We start from the raw sequence: 17,592 nt of genomic DNA on the forward strand, positions 1-17,592 counted from the left end.
TTGAAGTCGAGCTGGATGGTCGACATCTGCCAGGTGCGCCCGAGTGCATCCTTGGCCTGTACCGAGATCTTCGGTCCGTAGAACGCGGCACCGCCCGGATCGGGGACCAGGTCGAGGCCCGAGGCCGCCGCCACCTCGGCCAAGGTGTTGGTCGCCTCTTCCCAGACCTCGTCGCTACCGACGGACTTCTCCGGATTTCGAGTCGACAGTTCGAGGTAGAAGTCGTCGAGGCCGTAGTCCTTGAGTAGCCCGAGGACGAATTCCAGTGTGCTGGTGAGCTCGCCGCGCATCTGCTCGCGGGTGCAGAAGATGTGCGCATCGTCCTGGGTCATGCCCCGAACCCGGGTCAGACCGTGAATGACACCGGACTTCTCGTAGCGGTAGACCGATCCGAACTCGAACAGGCGCAACGGCAGCTCACGGTACGAGCGGCCGCGGGAACGGAAGATCAGATTGTGCATCGGGCAGTTCATCGGCTTGAGGTAGTAGTCCTGGCCGGGCTTGCGGACATCGCCGTTCTCGTCGAGTTCGGCGTCGAGGTGCATCGCCGGGAACATGCCGTCGCGGTACCAGTCGAGGTGACCGGAGACCTCGTAGAGGTGGCCTTTGGTGATGTGCGGGGTGTAGACGAACTCGTAACCCTCTTCGATGTGCCGCTGCCGCGAGTAGTTCTCGAGCTCGTTGCGAATCACGCCGCCCTTGGGATGGAACACCGGAAGACCGGAGCCCAGTTCGTCGGGAAAGCTGAACAGGTCCAGCTCGGACCCGAGCTTGCGGTGATCGCGACGCTCGGCCTCGGCCAACAGTTCGAGATGCGCATCGAGTGCCTCGCTGGACTCCCACGCGGTTCCGTAAATGCGCTGCAGCCCGGCGTTGTCCTGATTGCCGCGCCAATACGCAGCCGAGCTGCGGGTCAGCTTGAAGGCCGGAACGTACTTGGTGGTGGGGATGTGGGGGCCGCGGCACAGATCGCCCCAGATGCGCTCTCCGGTGCGGGGATTGAGGTTGTCGTATGCGGTCAACTCTCCCCCGCCGACCTCCATGACCTCAGGATCGTCGATGCCGGACTTGTCGTCGATCAGCTCGAGCTTGTACGGCTCGTTCGCCAGTTCCTCGCGAGCCTGCTCGACCGATTCGTATACCCGACGCGAGAAGCGTTGCCCGGCTTTGACGATCTGCTTCATCTTCTTCTCGAGAGCGGTCAGATCCTCGGGGGTGAACGGCTGTTCGACGTCGAAGTCGTAGTAGAAGCCGTCCTTGATGAACGGCCCGATGCCCAGCTTGGCGGAGGGAAACAGCTCCTGAACGGCCTGCGCCAACACGTGTGCAGCCGAATGCCTGATGACACTTCGTCCGTCTTCGGTGTTCGCCGGAACCGGCTCGACCTCGACGTCACCCTCCGGAGCCCACGAGAGATCGCGGAGCTTGCCGTCGGGATCGCGCACGACCACGATGGCGTCCGGCCCCTTGTTCGGCAGGCCGGTGTCGCGGAGCGCCGTACCTGCCGTTGTTCCTGCCGGCACCATGATGCGGGCGGGTGGAACGGTGGCGACAACGGGCATGCTCACAGCGATGTACTCCTCGATCGGTTCTTCTGGCCAGGAAGGCCTCCGACAGCCTATCGGCAACGAGCCCCTCGTCAGCCCCCAGCGCGGCGCGTCCTTCAGATAGGACTGTTCAGCCAGCTCCAGTCGAGCCCCAACCAGCCGCCGACCAGCGCAAAAGTGCCGAGCAGCCACAATGTCACGAGCACCACGACGGTGGTGAACAGCACGCCCAATCCTTTGACGAAGATCGACTGCGTCGAGAACCAGGCCATGAAGGCGTCGTACCGCTTGCGAACGAATCGCAGGGCACTCTTTGCCCACTCGAATTCCGAGGCCAGGATGCCCAGGCCCGCGAAGACGATCAGCCAACCCGGCCCGGGATACGGAATGGCGAGCACGCCCAGTGCCAACACGAGAGTTCCGACGACACCGACGGTGATCCGGTACGCGAGGTCGAGGGACTTGTTCTCGGCGATGCGCTTCCGAAACCGCCGGTGCTTCGCCTTCGCTTTGTCCACCGGATTCCGGTCGACGACGGCATCGGGATTCGATTGTTCGCTGCTCACCGGCTCAGGTTACCGGCCCCGGATACACGAAAGCCCGCACCGACATCGGTGCGGGCTTTCGCATTCTGTGGTCCCGGCTGGGATCGAACCAGCGACCTTCCGCGTGTGAAGCGGACGCTCTCCCACTGAGCCACGGGACCGAACGAGGCAAAACATTAACACGAGGTGTCGCGGCGGATCGAATCGCCTGCTCCGAGGAGAACAGCTCCTGCCGCACTCCTCCATTTCCTGCGATCACTGTTCCCCACAATGTCTTCGCGTCACTGCTTTCACATCGTTCACACGTAGAGATTCGGCGAATTCCGCAGCTGACCACGAGATTTGTGAGTTTCACTCCCGTTGGGTTAATGTTTTCCCCGCACCACGGAGACAACAACTGCCCAGCAGTGAACGCCTCCGGGGTATGCGGATGTGGCGCAGTGGTAGCGCATCACCTTGCCAAGGTGAGGGTCGCGGGTTCGAATCCCGTCATCCGCTCGAGGGTCTCGACCCATGGTGGAGTGGCCGAGTGGTGAGGCAACGGCCTGCAAAGCCGTGCACACGGGTTCGATTCCCGTCTCCACCTCGCTAGTGCATCGTTTGCAAGATCGATGCGAGGACACGCGCGATTAGCTCAGCGGGAGAGCGCTTCCCTGACACGGAAGAGGTCACTGGTTCAATCCCAGTATCGCGCACCACAGCAAGACAGATCAGGCCCCCTTTCGAGGGGGTCTTTTTTGTGCTTCACGAATCAATTGTGGTGATTCACGCCATAGAAGTGCACAGTGGAGACGACGCACACACTTCGATGGAAGGACACTCACGTGTCGGACGATGCCCAGAGCGAAACCACAGTCGACGACGCCACCCTGGAGGACGCGAAGAAATCCGTCGAGGGACTCGACGATCGCTATCGCCCAGGATCTCGGCCTACCGTCGCGCTACCGGGCACGGGAGGAACCGTCGCCGGGACCGCGTTCGCGGACATGGTCGACGACGACAGTGAGCTGAAGGACGCCGACGATCAGAACACCACCGGGCCGAACACCACCGATGCCGAAAGCGCAGATTCGAAAGGCGCCGAGACCAACGGCACGGACACCGATCACGCCGAGACCGACGAAAAGGTAACGTCCTCGAACGATGCCTGAACTCGAAGGTCCCGACGCCCCCGCCCAGATCGAACTGGGCGGGGGCGTCGCCTTTCTGCACACGCCCTCGATACCGTCACGGGGCGGGCTCGCACTCACCCACGGTGCCGGCGGCAACTGCGAGTCGGTTCTCCTGCAGCGCATCGCGTCGGTGTGGACTGCGGCCGGCTTCACCGTCCTGAGGTTCGATCTTCCGTTTCGGGTGCGTAAGCCCAAGGGACCGCCGCATCCGTCCCGCTCGGCCGAGGACCGGTTGGGAATAGCATCGGCCATCGAGCTTCTACGCGCCGAGACGTCGGGTTTCATCGCATTCGGTGGCCATTCCTATGGCGGTAGGCAGGGCTCGATGATGGCAGCCGAACGCCCCGGAGTCGTCGACGGTCTCGTACTGACGTCCTATCCCCTACATCCACCGGGCAAGCCCGAAAAGGCTCGTACACAACATCTTCCCGAACTGCGGACACCGACGGTGGTGGTGCACGGCACGAAGGACCCGTTCGGCACCACGGACGAGCTGAGCGCAGCCCTCGCGCTCGTCCCGGCCCCGACGTTGCTCGTGGACCTCGACGGTGCCGGCCACGACCTCGCTGCAATCAAATACGACACGGCCGCCAAGACGCTTGCCGCCGCCGTCTCCCTGTTCGGTTCTGTGCAGTCCGATGGCACCGTTGTCGTCCCGCTCTTCGACCCGTCCCGCTGAAGTGGTCTACTTAAAGCATGCCGACCTGGGGATGGTTCATCGTTGCGCTGGTCCTCATCGATGCCGCAGTGTTGGCAGCCTGGCTGTTGGCGCGCAGGAAGCCCGAGAGATCGTCGAGGATCTCCCGCAGCATTGTGGTTCTCGGTCTGGACGAAGCCGCCCGTGCAGACATCCACCAATTGCTGGCCGCGAACAAGAAGATCCAGGCCATCAAGGTTTTTCGTGATCGAACTGGTGCCGGATTGCGCGATGCGAAGAACGCCATCGAATCGATGCAACGCGGGGCACCGTTCCCGCCCCCGTCGACCATCCTCGACGCCGCACAGTCGGGGCCGGTCCCGTGGGACGATCTGCTCCCCCGGTTGACCACACTGAAATCCGAGGGCAAGGCGATAGCAGCGATCAAGTTGCTGCGGGACCGCACCGGCCTGCCGCTGCGAGATGCGAAGAACGCAGTGGACCTGCTGTGAGCGTGCGCGTGGCGACCGTCGCCGATGCACACGAGGTCGCCCAACTGGCCGCGCAGACCTTTCCGCTCGCCTGCCCACCCGGGACTCGCTCGGAGGACATCGAGCACTTCATCTCGAACGTGTTGTCGGCCCGAAATTTCGAGGCGTACGTAGCCGACTCGGCAAGGGCTGTTCTGGTCGACGAAACAGCCGATTCAGGTCTGATCGGGTACGCGATGCTCGTGTCGGGGACTCCGGCGGACCCGGACATTCGCGCGGCCCTGTCGCAACACCCGACCCTGGAAATAAGCAAGCTCTACGTACGGCCGACCGAGCACGGCAGTGGGGCTGCGGCAAGGCTGATCTCGTCCGCACTGAGCCACGCGCGCGAAGCCGGTTGCACTGGAGCATGGTTGGGCGTCAACCAACAGAACGTGCGGGCGCAGAAGTTCTACGCCAAACATGGATTCGAGGTCGTGGGTACCAAGACGTTCGTCGTAGGTGTGCAGACCCACGACGACTACGTCATGCAAGCGCGACTGTGACGATGATTCAGCTGACCGCGGCGAATCGAGACAGCGCCAGCAGGCGCGATGTTGCGCGCAGGTACTTCTTGCGGTAGCCGCCGGCCAACATCTCTTCGGTGAAGATCTCGTCGAGCTTGCCGCCCGATGCCGTTACCGGAATACCGGCGTCGTAGAGACGGTCGGCCAGGACTACCAGTCTCAGCGCGATGGCTTGATCCGAAGCCGGATGCACGTTCTTCAGGAACACGGCCGGGACGCCATCGAGCAATTTGCCGTAACGCGAAGGGTGCAGCGTGCTCAGATGCGCCAAGAGTTCGTCGAAATCATCCAGGGTTGCGCCCTCGACGGTTTCCGCTCGCTCGGTCAGCTCGGACTCGGATGTGGGCTCGGGAGCCGGAGGCAGATCGCGGTGGCGGTAGTCGGGGCCGTCGACGCGGACGGACTCGAAGATCGAACCGAGCTTCTTGATCTCGCGCAGGAAATCCTCCGCAGCGAAGCGTCCCTCACCGAGCTGCCCGGGCAGAGTGTTGGACGTCGCGACGATGGACACTCCGCGCTGCGAGAGCTCGGAGAGCAACCGTGAAACCAGCATGGTGTCGCCGGGGTCGTCGAGCTCGAACTCGTCGATACACAGCACGCTGTGGTTCGAGAGTTCTTCGAGAGCCTTGTTGAAGCCGAGGGCTCCGACCACGTGAGTGAGTTCGACGAACGTGCCGAAGGCCTTGGGGTCGGGAACGCTGTGGTAGATCGAGGCAAGCAGGTGAGTCTTACCCACACCGAAGCCGCCGTCGAGATACAGGCCGGCACCGATGGCGGGGGTCTTCTTGCCGAACAGGCCCCGCTTTCCCTTGCTGCGGATCTTCTGCGCCTTGTTCGCGAACTCCTCGGCCTTCTCGACCGCGGCGGCCTGCGTCGGCTCGTTGGGGTCGGGGATGTACGAGGAGAAACTGACCTCGTCGAACATCGCCGGCGGGACCATCTGTGCGATCAGCTGATCCGAGGGGACCACGGGATTTCGGTCGACAAGGCGTGCGGGCATTTGTCGAGCGTAACGACGTGGTCTGATCTCTCTTATGCAGCTACTCCATATTGGGACCTACTTCACATCCGAGCAGGCAGGCGCGACCGCCCTGGCAGTCGGCTCCGAACTCGAAGACGACGCAGTTCGCGCCCTGTACGCCTACCCCACCGATCTCGATCGACCGTGGATTCGGTCGAATTTCGTCGCCAGCATCGATGGATCGGTCACCGCGAACGGAGCGTCCGCCGGTCTGGGCACCCCCGCAGACGGCCGACTGTTCGCAATTCTGCGCGAACTGTGCGACGCCGTTCTCGTCGGTGCAGGGACCGCGCGCGCCGAGAACTACGGCGGTGCATCGCCGTCCGCCGAGGAGATGGAACGACGGGTGGCAGGTGGACTGGCACCGATTCCGACGATCGTGGTGGTCACTGCCTCCGGTTCGATCGATGCAGACTCTCGATTGCTCACCGATGCCGAGGTCAAGCCCGTCATAGTCACGTCGGCGTCCGCGGATGGCTCGAAGAATGCCGCGCTGCGGGCGGCGGGAGCAACGGTGATCGAGGTGTCCGGAGAATCTGTGGCCACGAGCGATATCCTCGCAACTCTGACCGACCTCGGGTTCCAGCGGATCCTGTGCGAGGGCGGACCGGGGTTGCTGGGGCAGCTGGTGTTCGACGGCGCGGTGGACGACCTCTGTCTTACGATCTCGCCGAAGCTGGTCGCCGGGGACGCGGGTCGAATCGCCCATTCCGACGACGCATCCGACACACCGATGCAGCGCGCTCATGTCCTCGGTGACGAGGACGGCACACTGCTCACGCGCTGGATCCGCCCATCGTGAGCAGCGCGCGCTGCGGCCCCGGTCGAAAAGTCGATAGCCTCGCACCGTGACGCAGAAACGTACGTTGCTCGCCGCCGTCCTCGTCCTCGCCACGATGTGCGCGGCCTGTGGTGCCGGGCCGTCGAGCCGTCCCGACGTCGCGGTGGAGCAGCAATCCCCCGGCCGACCGGCCGAGTCGTCCGCGGACTCGCCGCCCGCACCGGCGGCGCTCGCCGTGCCGACGACCGATCTCGTCTGGGGCGACTGCACCGCCGCCACGCTCGGAGTGTTCGGGCTCACGTCCAACACGCCCGGTTTGACGCTCGAGTGCGCAGAATACGAGGCGGACGTGGACGCCAGCGGGCAGATGTTCGGCACCTTTTCTGTCGGTGCCCTGCGTGCCCGACTGGACCGAACACCTGCCGATGCGGGTCCGCTGGTGTTCACCTCGGGCTCGGATCGATCCTCGATCGCCACGTTGGCCACGATGGCCGCCGGTCCGCTCTCCACGTTGTTGGAAGCTCACCCCATCGTCGCAGTGGATAGACGCGGTATCGGCCGGTCCACCGCGGTGGACTGCATCAAACCCCCAACCGGGTCGGCCGTCGACGCGCTGGGACAGTTCACCAGATCCGATGCCGACGCCGTCGACCGCGCTGTCGACGCAGGTCGGGATGCCACCATCGAATGCACAGATACGTTGCAGCCCCAGGAACTCGCCTTCGGAACCACCTACGCCGCGGACGATCTCGATCGCCTGCGACAGCTCTGGGGTGTGGACCGGATCGGACTCATCGGATCGGGCAACGGCGCGCTCACCGCGTTGGCCTACGCGGCGAAGTTTCCTGACAACGTCTCGCGATTGGTTCTCGATTCGCCGACCGGAGTCGGCACCGATCAAATCACGCTCGCCGAGCAGCGCACTCAGGGCAAAGAAGCGGCCTTCGCAGCCTTCGCGCAGCGCTGCGTCGCCCTGAACTGTTCCCTCGGCAGCGATCCGACCGGTGCCGTGGCGCAGCTGATTCGACGCGCCGCAGGTGGCGAGTTCGCACCGCTGTCCACCCACGAGGTTCTCGACGGCATCACCTTTGCACTGGCATCGACCGCAGGCGACGCGTCGTCTCGGGCAACCGGCCTGTCCGAGGTGCTGTCTCAGGCGGCAGGGTCCGACACCTCCGCACTGTCTACCCTGGCGCAGCGCGGCCGGAACGCCTACCGCACCGACGGTCAGTTCGTTTCGCGCTGTACGGACGGCCAACAGTGGCCGTCGCCGCAGGGCGTCCGCGACCTGTCCGCGCAGTGGACCGACCGATACCCGATATACGGCACCGACGCGGCGCTGACCGCGCTGTTGTGCTCGTCCTGGCCGACAGCTCCTTCCACCCCACTGCCCAACTCGCTCGACGTTCCCGTGCTGGTTCTGTCCAACGCCGGCGACCCCATCGTCGGCAACGGTGGGCTGTCCTCGGTCACCGGACTCGTCGGGGCGGCGGGCGCAGCGGTGGCCTCGGCAGCGTGGCAGGGCAGCGGGCATCCCAGCCTCGGCGGTTCACAGTGCCTGCAGAGCCTCGCGGTGAATTACGCGCGCGATTCTGCGCTGCCGACCGACGGCACACTCTGTCCTGCCTGAGCCGTCCGGTTCGGGCCGCGCAGCGGCTCGACGACTGTCTACCTGCCGGTACTTTCGGCAGCGCTGCGACGGGACTTCGAGGGGTGTCCTTCTCTGGCACGGTCACTGTCTCGGGTACCGTTCGCGGGTGTCACTTAGCTTTCTGGAGCCGCGTTCAGGGCGGACGACCGCCGAGGTAGTCAAGTACGCCCTGTGGCCCATCGCCATCATGACCATCATCCAGCGCGTGGTGATCAAGGCAGTGAACGGCGATATCACCAACGATTTCAATCCCGTCTACAGCGCAGCTCTGGCATTCCTCAATCGCCAGCCGGTCTACACGGCGAACTTCGATTCCGTCGATCCGCACTACCTCTACCAGCCGAGCGCGACGATGTTGCTCTCGCCGATCGCCATCATCGACCCCGAGCGCTCACGCTGGCTGTTCATCCTCGCCAGCACCGTCGCGATTCTCCTCGCGCTGTACATCCTGCTGCGCATCTTCGGGTTCCGGCTCGACTCGGTCGCCGCTCCCGCACTGTTGCTTGCCGCGTTCGTCAGCGAGACCGTGACCAACACGTTGGTGTTCACCAACTTCAACGGTTTCGTCCTGCTCGGCGAAGTCGCGTTCATCGGATTCCTGCTTCAGCGCAAGGACCTGTCGGCGGGCGTGGCCATGGGACTGACGCTCGCGGTGAAACCGATGCTGGCACCGCTGCTGCTCCTACCCTTGATGACGCGTCAGTGGAAGGTCTTCATCACCTCGATCGCGATCCCCGTGGTGATGATGGCCATCGCCTGGCCGCTGTCGGTCGATCCGATGAACTTCATCGACCGGACCCTGCCGTACCTGCTGCAGACTCGTGACTACTTCAACAGCGCCGTCGTCGGTAACGGCCGCTACTACGGTGTTCCCGAACTCCTCACCCTCGGTATCCGCGCGGTACTCGGGGTCATGGTCCTGGTGTCGCTGTGGCTTCTGTACCGGTACTGCCGCGAGGATCGACTGTTCTTCTTTGCGAGCACCTCCGGACTGATCCTGACCGCGCACTGGTTGCTGGGCTCCCTCGGCCAGATGTACTACTCCATGATGCTGTTCCCACTGCTCATGACCGTGGTGCTGAAGAACTCGCTGCTCCGAAACTGGCCCGCCTGGCTCGCGATCTACGGGTTCATGAACTACGACCGATGGCTGTCGGTGCGGTGGATCGAAACCGGCCGTGCCCTGGACTACCTGCGCACCACTTTCGGCTGGGCCCTGCTGATCGTCGTCATCTTCGGAGTTCTCGTCGGACGCTATTTCGCTGCCCGAAGCGAGGGACGACTGAACGAGGGAATCGAACCGAGCTACCTACTTCCGAGCGCGCCACCAGCGAAAACGGCATAACCCGGCAAATCGTATTAGCGTGTGAGCATGAGTTCAGCAACCGATAGCAATTCCGCCCCGGCCGTCCAGCTCACCGACGCCCAGTGGCGTGAGAAGCTGACCCCCGAGGAATACGCCGTGCTCCGCCAGGCGGGCACCGAGCGCCCGGGCGTCGGCGAATACACCGACACCACCACCGAAGGCATCTACGAATGCCGCGCGTGCGGTACCGAACTGTTCCGCAGCACCGAGAAGTTCGAGTCCCACTGCGGTTGGCCGTCCTTCTTCGACCCGGCCGATAGTGACGCCGTCATCCTGAAGGAAGACAGCACGCTCGGAATGCGGCGCGTCGAGGTCATCTGCCGCAACTGCCACAGTCACCTCGGCCACGTCTTCGAGGGTGAGGGCTACCCGACACCGACCGACCAGCGGTACTGCATCAACTCGATCTCGTTGACGCTCAAGCCTGCATCCTGATCGGCTGCGTGTACTCCATACTGTGAGTATGCGCACTTTCACCTCAGCAGAGCAGATCAAGGCGGCCGTCGGCGAAGATCTCGGTACCAGCGACTGGCTTCAGATCACCCAGGAGCGGGTCAACACCTTCGCCGACGCCACCGGTGATCATCAGTGGATTCACGTCGACGTCGAACGGGCGAAGAAGGAAAGCCCGTTCGGAGCGCCTATCGCACACGGGTTCCTGAGTTTGTCCCTCGTGTCCATGCTCAACTGGCAGATCTACACCATCGAGAACACCAAACTCGGAATCAACTACGGCTCCAACAAGGTTCGCTTCATCAACCCGGTGAAGGTCGGGGCCCACGTTCGGCTGCAGAGCACCCTGACATCCGTCGAGGATGCCTCGGGCGGCGCGCTGCAGATCGTGACGACCGGAACGCTCGAGATCGAGGGCGAGGACAAGCCTGCGCTCGTCGCCGAGATCATCTCCCGGGTCGTGTTCTGAGCTCTACTCGCACCGGTGGATCGAACGCTGTGATCGGCGGAAGTGGTTCGTCGTAGCGTTCGATCTCCACCAACACATGCTGGCCGGTACACCCCCGCGACAGCGAAGACGATCCGACATCGGCGGTGAGGACGTTCACGCTGCCGTGCACACACATCGAACCCGGATCGGCCGGATCGAGAGGGTCGTACCAGGCTCCGGTGGACAGCTGCACCACCGATTCGAGCATCGCATCGTCGACGACCACACCGGCCAGGCACGAGCCGCGATCGTTGAACACCCGCACCACATCGCCCGCCGACACTCCCCTGGCCTCCGCGGCGGACGAGTGCATGCGAATCGGCTCCCGGCCTTCGATCTTCGACTCACGGCTCACCGCGCCGTGATCGAGCTGACTATGCAATCTGGTGCGCGGTTGATTGGCGATCAGGTGCAACGGGAAACGCTCGGCTCGCGGGCCGCCGAGCCATTCCTGCGGCTCGAACCACATCGGATGCCCGCGGCAATCCTCGTAGTCGAATCCCGCCACAGTGTCCGAGAAGATCTCGATCTTCCCGCTCGGAGTCCGCAGCGCGCTGCCTGCCGGGTCGCGTCGGAAGTCTTCGAAGAACGTCAGATCGTCCTCGGTCTGCATCCGGAACGAGCCGACGCGCCGGAAATCCTCGAACTCCGGAGTCACGACGCCGCCGACGCGCAGATATCCGCGCCACTGCTCGTAGAGGTGCTCGAGCCACTGCTGCGAGCTACGGCCCTCGGTGAACTGCTCCCCCACACCGAGTTTCGTGGCCAACTCCGCGAACGTGTCGTAGTCGTCGCGAGAATTCGCGTATCGCGCGGCCGCCGGTTCCATGGCAACGAGCAGTGGATCGTTGCGGGTGCAACTCAGATCGGATCGCTCCAGCGACGTCGTCGACGGGACGACGATATCGGCATGCTTGGCCATCGGCGTCCAGTACGGATCGTGCACCACAACGGTGTCCGGCCTACCCAGCGCGCGGCGCAACCGCCCCAGATCCTGATGATGGTGAAACGGATTTCCGCCGGCCCAGTACACGATCTTGATGTTCGGATAGGTCAAACGTTTTCCGTCGTAGTCGAACTCGCCGCCGGGATCGAGCAGCATGTCCGACACCGCAGCCACAGGCACCAGATCCGGCACAGGATTGATCCCCTGCGGCAGAGTCGGCAACGGATACGGCACGGGGGCGAGGCCCGGCTCGTTCATCGAGCCGTACCCGTGCCCGAATCCCGCACCCGGAATACCGATCCCACCCAGCATCGCCGCCAGTGTGACGCCCATCCACGGAGCCTGCTCGCCGTGTCGCGTTCGCTGCAGCGACCAGGTGACCGTCACCATCGTGCGTTTCGACGCCATCTCCCGAGCCAGGTCCGCGATGACCGTAGGCTCGATGCCGCAGATCGACGACGCCCACTGCGGGGTCTTGGGCGTACCGTCCGAAATGCCGAGCAAGTAGCGCTCGAATTCCGGGTATCCCTGGCAGTATGTGTCGAGAAACGCTGTGTCGTGCAGTTTTTCGTCGGCGAGCACGTAGGCGAGGGCCAACATCATCGCCACGTCGGTACCGGGGCGCGGAGCGATCCAGCGAGCATCGCCGGCCATATCGTTGCGCAGTGGACTGACGGTGACGATCTGCCCGCCGCGGGTGCGCATCGCATCGAGCGAGCCGGCCGTCGGATGATCGGACGTGCCGCCGTGATTGATGCCGGTGTTCTTCACCGGAACCCCGCCGAACGCCACGAGCAGTTCGGTGTGCGCGGCAATCACGTTCCAAGACGTGGAGCGAGAGAACATCTTCCAGTGTGCGCCCAACACGTGCGGCATGATGACGCCGGTGGCACCGAGGGAATAGCTGTGCACCGAGCGGGTGTAGCCGCCGAGGCAGTTGAGGAATCGATGCACTTGACTCTGAGCGTGGTGAAAGCGTCCGGCACTCGCCCAGCCGTAGGACCCACCGTAGACGGCGCTGTTGCCGTATTCGCCGACCACTCGGCTTAATTCACCGGACAGCACGTCGGTCAGCTCGTCCCACGAGACATCGACGAACTCGTCGCTGCCGCGCTCGTCGGTGGGCCCCGGTCCGCGCTCGAGCCAGCCCCGGCGGACTGCCGGTGAGGTGATGCGCGACCGATGGGTCACCGAACCGACGAGGTTGCCCAGCACCGGGGAGGGATTTCTGTCCGTCACTTCGGGATGGACAGCGGTGACATCGCGTCCGTCCGACTCGGCGCGAAACATGCCCCAATGGCCCATGTGCTGGACCCCGGTCATGAAATTCCGAACTCGCGCAGCGCTTTCAGGAGAGCGTCGGGGCGCTGCGACGTCGGCACCGGATCGACGAGCGCGAAACTACAGCCGATCTCTTGGGCCGCGCCATCGGCCTCGGCGCTGTCGCCCACCATCAACGTCACCGAAGGATCTACACCCAGGGCCGCCACAGCGTGCCGGAAGACCTCGGGCTGCGGTTTGACGTGGCCGACCTCGAACGAGAGCACGAATTCGTCGACGTAACGGTCGAGGCCGCGATCGGCGAAGGCCGGCCGGATGTCGAAGGCGATGTTGCTCAGAATTCCGACTCGAATCGACTCGGCCGAAAGCAGCTTCAGCACTGCTTCGGTGTCCGGGTACGGCGTCCAGGAATCTGCATCGATCACCCGCCCGTACACCGATTCGGCATGCGCAGGATCGGTGACACCGGACTGCTCGAGCACGTGTAGGTAGGCCCGTCGGTGCAGAGCCGGATCGAGGTCGCGGTTCCGCCAGGCATGACGCGTCACATCGTCGAACTCGACGCTCTCCCCCACCGGCGCGGTCATTCGGCGCATCAGTTCCGCAGCTCCGGCACCGTCGACGGGGGTGCCGTCGGCATCGTGGATTCCGTCGAACCAGGACGGGTGCTCCTCGAGCCGAAACAATGTGCCGGAGAAATCGAACAGAACCGCCTCGATGGCCGGTGTGCTTGCCTGGGTCACGGCAGTGACTCGACGAGAGCGTCCACCTCGACCCGCGGGCCGGTGAAGAACGGGGTCTCCTCACGAACGTGCCGCCGCGCCTCGGTGGCACGCAAATCGCGCATCAGATCCACGATGCGGTCCAGTTCGGGAGCCTCGAACGCCAGAATCCACTCGTAGTCACCGAGCGCGAACGCAGGCACGGTGTTCGCGCGGACGTCCTTGTAGTCGCGTGCAGCCTTGCCGTGATCGGCGAGCATCGTCCGACGCTCGTCGTCGGGCAGCAGGTACCAATCGATGGAGCGAACGAACGGGTAGACGCAGATGTATGCACCCGGGTCCTCGCCGGCAATGAAGGCCGGGACGTGGCTCTTGTTGAACTCGGCCGGGCGGTGCAGCGCAGTGTTGCTCCAGACCGGGGTGCTCGCCTTGCCCAGCGCGGTGGTGCGCCGGAAATCGGAATACGTGGCCTGCAGATCCTCGATGCGTTCGGCGTGCGTCCACACCATGAAATCGGCGTCGGCGCGCATCCCGGCGATGTCGTAGACACCCCGCACCGCGACGCCGTTGTCTTCACGGCTTTCGAAGAAGACCTTCGCCTCCTTGGCTGCCGCGGCCCGATCGTCGCCCAGAACCCCGGGCGTGACCTTGTAGACCGAGAACATCAGATAGCGAAGAGTCGAGTTGAGCGCTGAGTAATCGAGGCGTGCCATGGCCCCTATCGTGCCACCTCGATCACCCGGGCGGCAGCGGTGGTGGCGGACGCAATACAGGCGGGTACGCCGACGCCGCGCTGCCAGGCCCCGGTGACCGCGAGACCGGGTAGATCGGCGACGCCGGACTCGACCGCGGCGACCCGATCAAGGTGGCCCGGTGCGTACTGCGGCAAACCGCCCGGCCATCGCTGCACCGTCGCGGCCAGGGGTTGTGTATCGATGTTCGCTACCGTCCGCAGATCCCGCAGCGCCGTCTCGATCGACTCCTCGTCGGATCGGTCCGAGGCAGCGGTGTCTCCGAAGCGACCGAGCGAGGCCCGCAGCAGTACCGCGTCACGTTCTCCCAAATGCGGCCATTTCCGACTCGACAACGTGAACGCCTTGGTGTCCAAGCCCGCGTCCGTGGCCACCAGGATGCCCGAATTCTGCGGTAGCTCGGTCGATTCGGGAAACGCGAAGGCAACGACGACCGAGGACGCCAGCTCGATACTCCGAGCAGCCTGCGAGGCCTCGGGTGCCACGGTTGCGATCAACCGGCCGAGAATCGGCGCGGGCACCGCGAGCACCACCCCGTCGACCAGGCCGACACCGTCGACGAACCAGCCGCCGGACTCCTGCCGGATCTCCCCGACGTGTGTCCCGATGAGCACCGTGGCATCGGTCGCTGCGACGAGGGCATCGAGCAGCACCGCGTACCCGTCGCGCAGCCCGCCGAATACCGGTCCCGGCGATGGCGTGGGGAGTGCTGCCGACACGGCCTCGGTCAGGCTCGCCGCCCCGCGGTCCAATGCGGCTGCCAGTGTCGGCAGCGCGGCCCGGACACCGATCGAGCTCGCCGAACCGGAATACACACCGCCGAGCAGTGGATCGACCGAACGCCGCACCACCTGGGAGCCGAAACGGGTGCCCACCAGATCCGCCACGCTGACGTCCGATCCGGCGGTCCACGCGAACGGGCGGGCAGTCTCGGTCTCGATGACGTGAAGCTCGTCCCGGTCCACCAGATCCCGGACCGATTCGGCCGAGGACGGTATCCCCATCAGAGTGCCGACCGGGAGCGAGTGCGTTCGGCCACCGGAATAGACCAGCGGGCGCAGCGGCGACGGGTGCACCAACTGATCGGAGAGGCCGAGCTCGGCGAGCAGTGCCGGTACTTCCGGGCGACGACCGATGAACGCCTCGGCACCCACGTCCAGTGACTCCGTGCCGACCTCTCCGGTGCGCAGCGTGCCGCCGATACGGTTCGAGGCCTCGACGAGAGTGATCTCCGCGTCGGGTCCGCAGGACTGCCGAAGGCGGTACGCCGCGACGAGGCCGGAGATCCCGCCGCCGACAACGGCGTAGCGCCGCACCGTCACAACGAATGCACCAGTGAGACCACGCGGGTCAAAATCTCGGGATCGGTGTCGGGCAACACTCCGTGTCCGAGGTTGAACACATGTCCGCGCGCACCGGCCGCCACCGCGCGGTCGGCCTCCGCGGCGATGCGTCGAACCTCGATCTCGACGGCATCCCAACCCGCGAACAACACCGCGGGATCGAGATTGCCCTGCAACACCTTGCCGTCGCCCACTCGGTGCACAGCGTCGTCGAGCGGAATCCGCCAGTCGACCCCGACCACGTCGGCACCCGCCTCACCCATCGCCCCGAGCAACTCGCCGGTTCCCACGCCGAAGTGGATCTTCGGAACTCCGGCCGAGGACACGGCGTCGAACACCCGGGTCGAATGCGGCAGCACGTACTCGCGATAGTCGGCGAGAGAGAGCGCACCAGCCCAGGAGTCGAACACCTGTACCGCGTCGACTCCGGCGGCCAACTGAGCCTGCAGGAACGTGATAGTCGTAGTTGCCAATGCGTCCAGCAGTGCGTGCCACGTCGCCGGATCGGAGCGCATCAGCGCCTTGGTCTTCTCATGGTTACGACTCGGGCCGCCCTCGACCAGGTAGGACGCGAGGGTGAACGGTGCGCCGGCAAATCCGATCAGCGGCGTGCCTGCCAATTCGTGGGTCAGGATCCGCACCGCGTCGGCCACCGGCTCCACCTGGTCGGCAGTCAACGTCGGCAAGGCCGCGACATCGGCAGCCGAGCGCACCGGCTGCGCGACGACTGGTCCGGTGCCGGCGACGATGTCGAGATCGATACCGGCCGCCTTGAGCGGGACGACGATGTCCGAAAACAGGATTGCCGCGTCCACGTCGTGCCGCCGCACGGGTTGCAGCGTGATCTCGGCCACGAGATCGGGCCGGAAACACGAGTCCAGCATGCCGATCCCGGCGCGGATCTTGCGGTATTCGGGGAGCGACCTGCCTGCCTGACGCATGAACCACACCGGCCTGCGGGAGGGCGCTCGACCGGCGATGGCGGCCAGGAACGGCGCGTCCGGGAGTTCGCGGCGGGCGGGGGCGGTGGCGTGCGGTTCGGCGTTCATCGGCTTCCATGCTGCCACGGCTCAGGATTGCTTCTGCCACCAAGGGCGACACTCCCGCCGCAGTTCGATCCCGCCGCAGTTCGATCCCGCCGCAGTTCCATCCCGCCGCAGTTCCATCACGACTCGGCGCGCCTCCGCCTGAGCGCAACGTGACGCGTCTAACGTCCGGTGACGTGACCGAACCCCAATCCACCGCCGAACCTGCGCCTTTCCGCGCCGCCATCGACGCGATGCATCGGGCTCAGGTACACCCGGCTATCGAAATCGGTCCGATCCGGCCACCCCAACGCCTCGCGCCCTACAGCTACGCCATCGGGGCAGAGGTCAAGCATGCGGATTCGGAGCAGGTCGACGAGCAGAGCGATGGCGACGCATTCGGCCGCCTCATCCTGCTCTACGACCCCGACGGCGCAGAGGCCTGGAACGGAACCCTCCGACTGGTCGCCTACATCCAGGCGGACGTCGACGAGTCCCTGGCCGATGATCCCTTGCTCCCCGAGGTGGGGTGGAGTTGGCTGGTCGACGCACTGGAGTCACGATCCGAACCGCTCACTGCACTCGGCGGCACCGTCACCTCCACCAGCTCGGTGCGCTACGGCGACATCGCGGGCCCTCCCAAGGCCCACCAACTCGAGCTTCGCGCGTCGTGGACGGCGACGTCCGAGGACCTCTCGACGCACGTCGAGGCCTTCTGCGAGGTTCTCGCCTACGCGGCCGGACTGCCGCCCGCAGGGATCACCACCCTCGGTCAGCGCAGCTCCAGCAGGACATAGTCGCGA

General features: G+C 64.9%; 18 protein-coding genes and 4 tRNA genes. 13 read left to right on the plus strand and 9 right to left on the minus strand.

Annotation, left to right across the window (positions count from 1 at the left end; all coding sequences use genetic code 11):
• The 3 genes from thrS to RHODMAR_RS16870 form a co-directional block, all read right to left on the minus strand.
• On the minus strand, window positions 1-1,562 hold a 1,562-nt coding region (thrS, locus tag RHODMAR_RS16860), incomplete at its 3' end, for a threonine--tRNA ligase (RefSeq protein WP_008716719.1).
• Window positions 1,563-1,663: 101 nt separating this feature from the next.
• A complete protein-coding gene (locus RHODMAR_RS16865; protein ID WP_008716722.1) occupies window positions 1,664-2,113 on the minus strand; it encodes a TIGR02611 family protein in 450 nt (149 codons plus the stop codon).
• A 68-nt stretch (window positions 2,114-2,181) separates the two neighbouring features.
• A tRNA-Val gene (locus tag RHODMAR_RS16870) sits at window positions 2,182-2,253 on the minus strand.
• 265 nt (window positions 2,254-2,518) lie between these two features.
• Here RHODMAR_RS16870 and RHODMAR_RS16875 point away from each other — a divergent pair.
• The 7 genes from RHODMAR_RS16875 to RHODMAR_RS16905 all read left to right on the plus strand — a co-directional run bounded on the left by RHODMAR_RS16875 (window position 2,519) and on the right by RHODMAR_RS16905 (window position 4,937).
• Window positions 2,519-2,590: transfer RNA gene (locus RHODMAR_RS16875), tRNA-Gly, on the plus strand.
• Between the two features lie 17 nt (window positions 2,591-2,607).
• Window positions 2,608-2,678 (plus strand) — tRNA-Cys (locus RHODMAR_RS16880).
• Between the two features lie 37 nt (window positions 2,679-2,715).
• A tRNA-Val gene (locus RHODMAR_RS16885) sits at window positions 2,716-2,790 on the plus strand.
• Between the two features lie 126 nt (window positions 2,791-2,916).
• The gene (locus RHODMAR_RS29140) at window positions 2,917-3,243 is read left to right on the plus strand and encodes a hypothetical protein (RefSeq protein ID WP_232433691.1); all 327 of its coding nucleotides are present in this window, start codon (window positions 2,917-2,919) and stop codon (window positions 3,241-3,243) included.
• Entirely contained in the window at window positions 3,236-3,943 is a 708-nt protein-coding gene (locus RHODMAR_RS16895; protein ID WP_008716726.1) for an alpha/beta hydrolase family protein, read from the plus strand. Before RHODMAR_RS29140 ends, RHODMAR_RS16895 begins: the two co-directional genes overlap by 8 nt.
• A 17-nt stretch (window positions 3,944-3,960) precedes the next feature.
• On the plus strand, window positions 3,961-4,413 hold the full coding sequence (locus RHODMAR_RS28695; RefSeq protein ID WP_008716728.1) for a hypothetical protein: 453 nt from the start codon (window positions 3,961-3,963) through the stop codon (window positions 4,411-4,413).
• On the plus strand, window positions 4,410-4,937 hold the full coding sequence (locus RHODMAR_RS16905) for a GNAT family N-acetyltransferase (RefSeq protein ID WP_008716730.1): 528 nt from the start codon (window positions 4,410-4,412) through the stop codon (window positions 4,935-4,937). Before RHODMAR_RS28695 ends, RHODMAR_RS16905 begins: the two co-directional genes overlap by 4 nt.
• 7 nt (window positions 4,938-4,944) lie before the next feature.
• Here RHODMAR_RS16905 and zapE read toward each other — a convergent pair whose 3' ends face one another.
• Window positions 4,945-5,958: a cell division protein ZapE gene (gene zapE, locus RHODMAR_RS16910; protein WP_042939641.1), complete on the minus strand. Its 1,014-nt coding sequence runs from the start codon at window positions 5,956-5,958 to the stop codon at window positions 4,945-4,947.
• A 34-nt stretch (window positions 5,959-5,992) separates the two neighbouring features.
• Here zapE and RHODMAR_RS16915 point away from each other — a divergent pair, with 34 nt between their 5' ends.
• From RHODMAR_RS16915 to RHODMAR_RS16935, 5 genes are all read left to right on the plus strand, one after another.
• Entirely contained in the window at window positions 5,993-6,781 is a 789-nt protein-coding gene (locus RHODMAR_RS16915; protein ID WP_008716734.1) for a pyrimidine reductase family protein, read from the plus strand.
• Window positions 6,782-6,827: 46 nt separating this feature from the next.
• Entirely contained in the window at window positions 6,828-8,390 is a 1,563-nt protein-coding gene (locus RHODMAR_RS16920; protein WP_008716736.1) for an alpha/beta fold hydrolase, read from the plus strand.
• A gap of 127 nt (window positions 8,391-8,517) precedes the next feature.
• Complete coding sequence (locus RHODMAR_RS16925; protein WP_008716738.1) at window positions 8,518-9,756, plus strand: glycosyltransferase family 87 protein; 1,239 nt, start codon at window positions 8,518-8,520, stop codon at window positions 9,754-9,756.
• A gap of 27 nt (window positions 9,757-9,783) precedes the next feature.
• A complete protein-coding gene (gene msrB / locus RHODMAR_RS16930) occupies window positions 9,784-10,212 on the plus strand; it encodes a peptide-methionine (R)-S-oxide reductase MsrB (protein WP_008716740.1) in 429 nt (142 codons plus the stop codon).
• 28 nt (window positions 10,213-10,240) lie between these two features.
• Window positions 10,241-10,699, plus strand: coding sequence for a MaoC family dehydratase (locus RHODMAR_RS16935; protein ID WP_051048093.1), 459 nt, complete (start codon window positions 10,241-10,243; stop codon window positions 10,697-10,699).
• On the opposite strand, the gene RHODMAR_RS16940 is transcribed toward RHODMAR_RS16935, so the two are convergent.
• Genes RHODMAR_RS16940 through hemE form a run of 5 tightly spaced genes read right to left on the minus strand, consistent with a single transcriptional unit; the run spans window position 10,677 to window position 16,813 of the window.
• Window positions 10,677-12,989 carry a molybdopterin-dependent oxidoreductase gene (locus tag RHODMAR_RS16940; RefSeq protein WP_008716744.1) on the minus strand — a complete coding sequence of 771 codons (2,313 nt, stop codon included), beginning with the start codon at window positions 12,987-12,989 and terminating at the stop codon, window positions 10,677-10,679. The genes RHODMAR_RS16935 and RHODMAR_RS16940 overlap by 23 nt on opposite strands.
• Window positions 12,986-13,690: an HAD family hydrolase gene (locus tag RHODMAR_RS16945; RefSeq protein ID WP_008716745.1), complete on the minus strand. Its 705-nt coding sequence runs from the start codon at window positions 13,688-13,690 to the stop codon at window positions 12,986-12,988. The genes RHODMAR_RS16940 and RHODMAR_RS16945 overlap by 4 nt, the downstream gene beginning before the upstream one ends.
• On the minus strand, window positions 13,687-14,382 hold the full coding sequence (gene hemQ / locus RHODMAR_RS16950) for a hydrogen peroxide-dependent heme synthase (RefSeq protein WP_008716747.1): 696 nt from the start codon (window positions 14,380-14,382) through the stop codon (window positions 13,687-13,689). The genes RHODMAR_RS16945 and hemQ overlap by 4 nt, the downstream gene beginning before the upstream one ends.
• A 5-nt stretch (window positions 14,383-14,387) precedes the next feature.
• Window positions 14,388-15,743 carry a protoporphyrinogen oxidase gene (locus tag RHODMAR_RS16955; RefSeq protein ID WP_008716748.1) on the minus strand — a complete coding sequence of 452 codons (1,356 nt, stop codon included), beginning with the start codon at window positions 15,741-15,743 and terminating at the stop codon, window positions 14,388-14,390.
• Entirely contained in the window at window positions 15,740-16,813 is a 1,074-nt protein-coding gene (gene hemE, locus RHODMAR_RS16960; protein WP_042939685.1) for a uroporphyrinogen decarboxylase, read from the minus strand. Before hemE ends, RHODMAR_RS16955 begins: the two co-directional genes overlap by 4 nt.
• Window positions 16,814-16,986: 173 nt before the next feature.
• Here hemE and RHODMAR_RS16965 point away from each other — a divergent pair, with 173 nt between their 5' ends.
• A complete protein-coding gene (locus RHODMAR_RS16965) occupies window positions 16,987-17,586 on the plus strand; it encodes a DUF3000 domain-containing protein (RefSeq protein ID WP_042939644.1) in 600 nt (199 codons plus the stop codon).
• Window positions 17,587-17,592: the final 6 nt, after the last annotated feature.

Source organism: Rhodococcus sp. AW25M09, assembly GCF_000333955.1.
GTDB lineage: Bacteria > Actinomycetota > Actinomycetes > Mycobacteriales > Mycobacteriaceae > Rhodococcoides.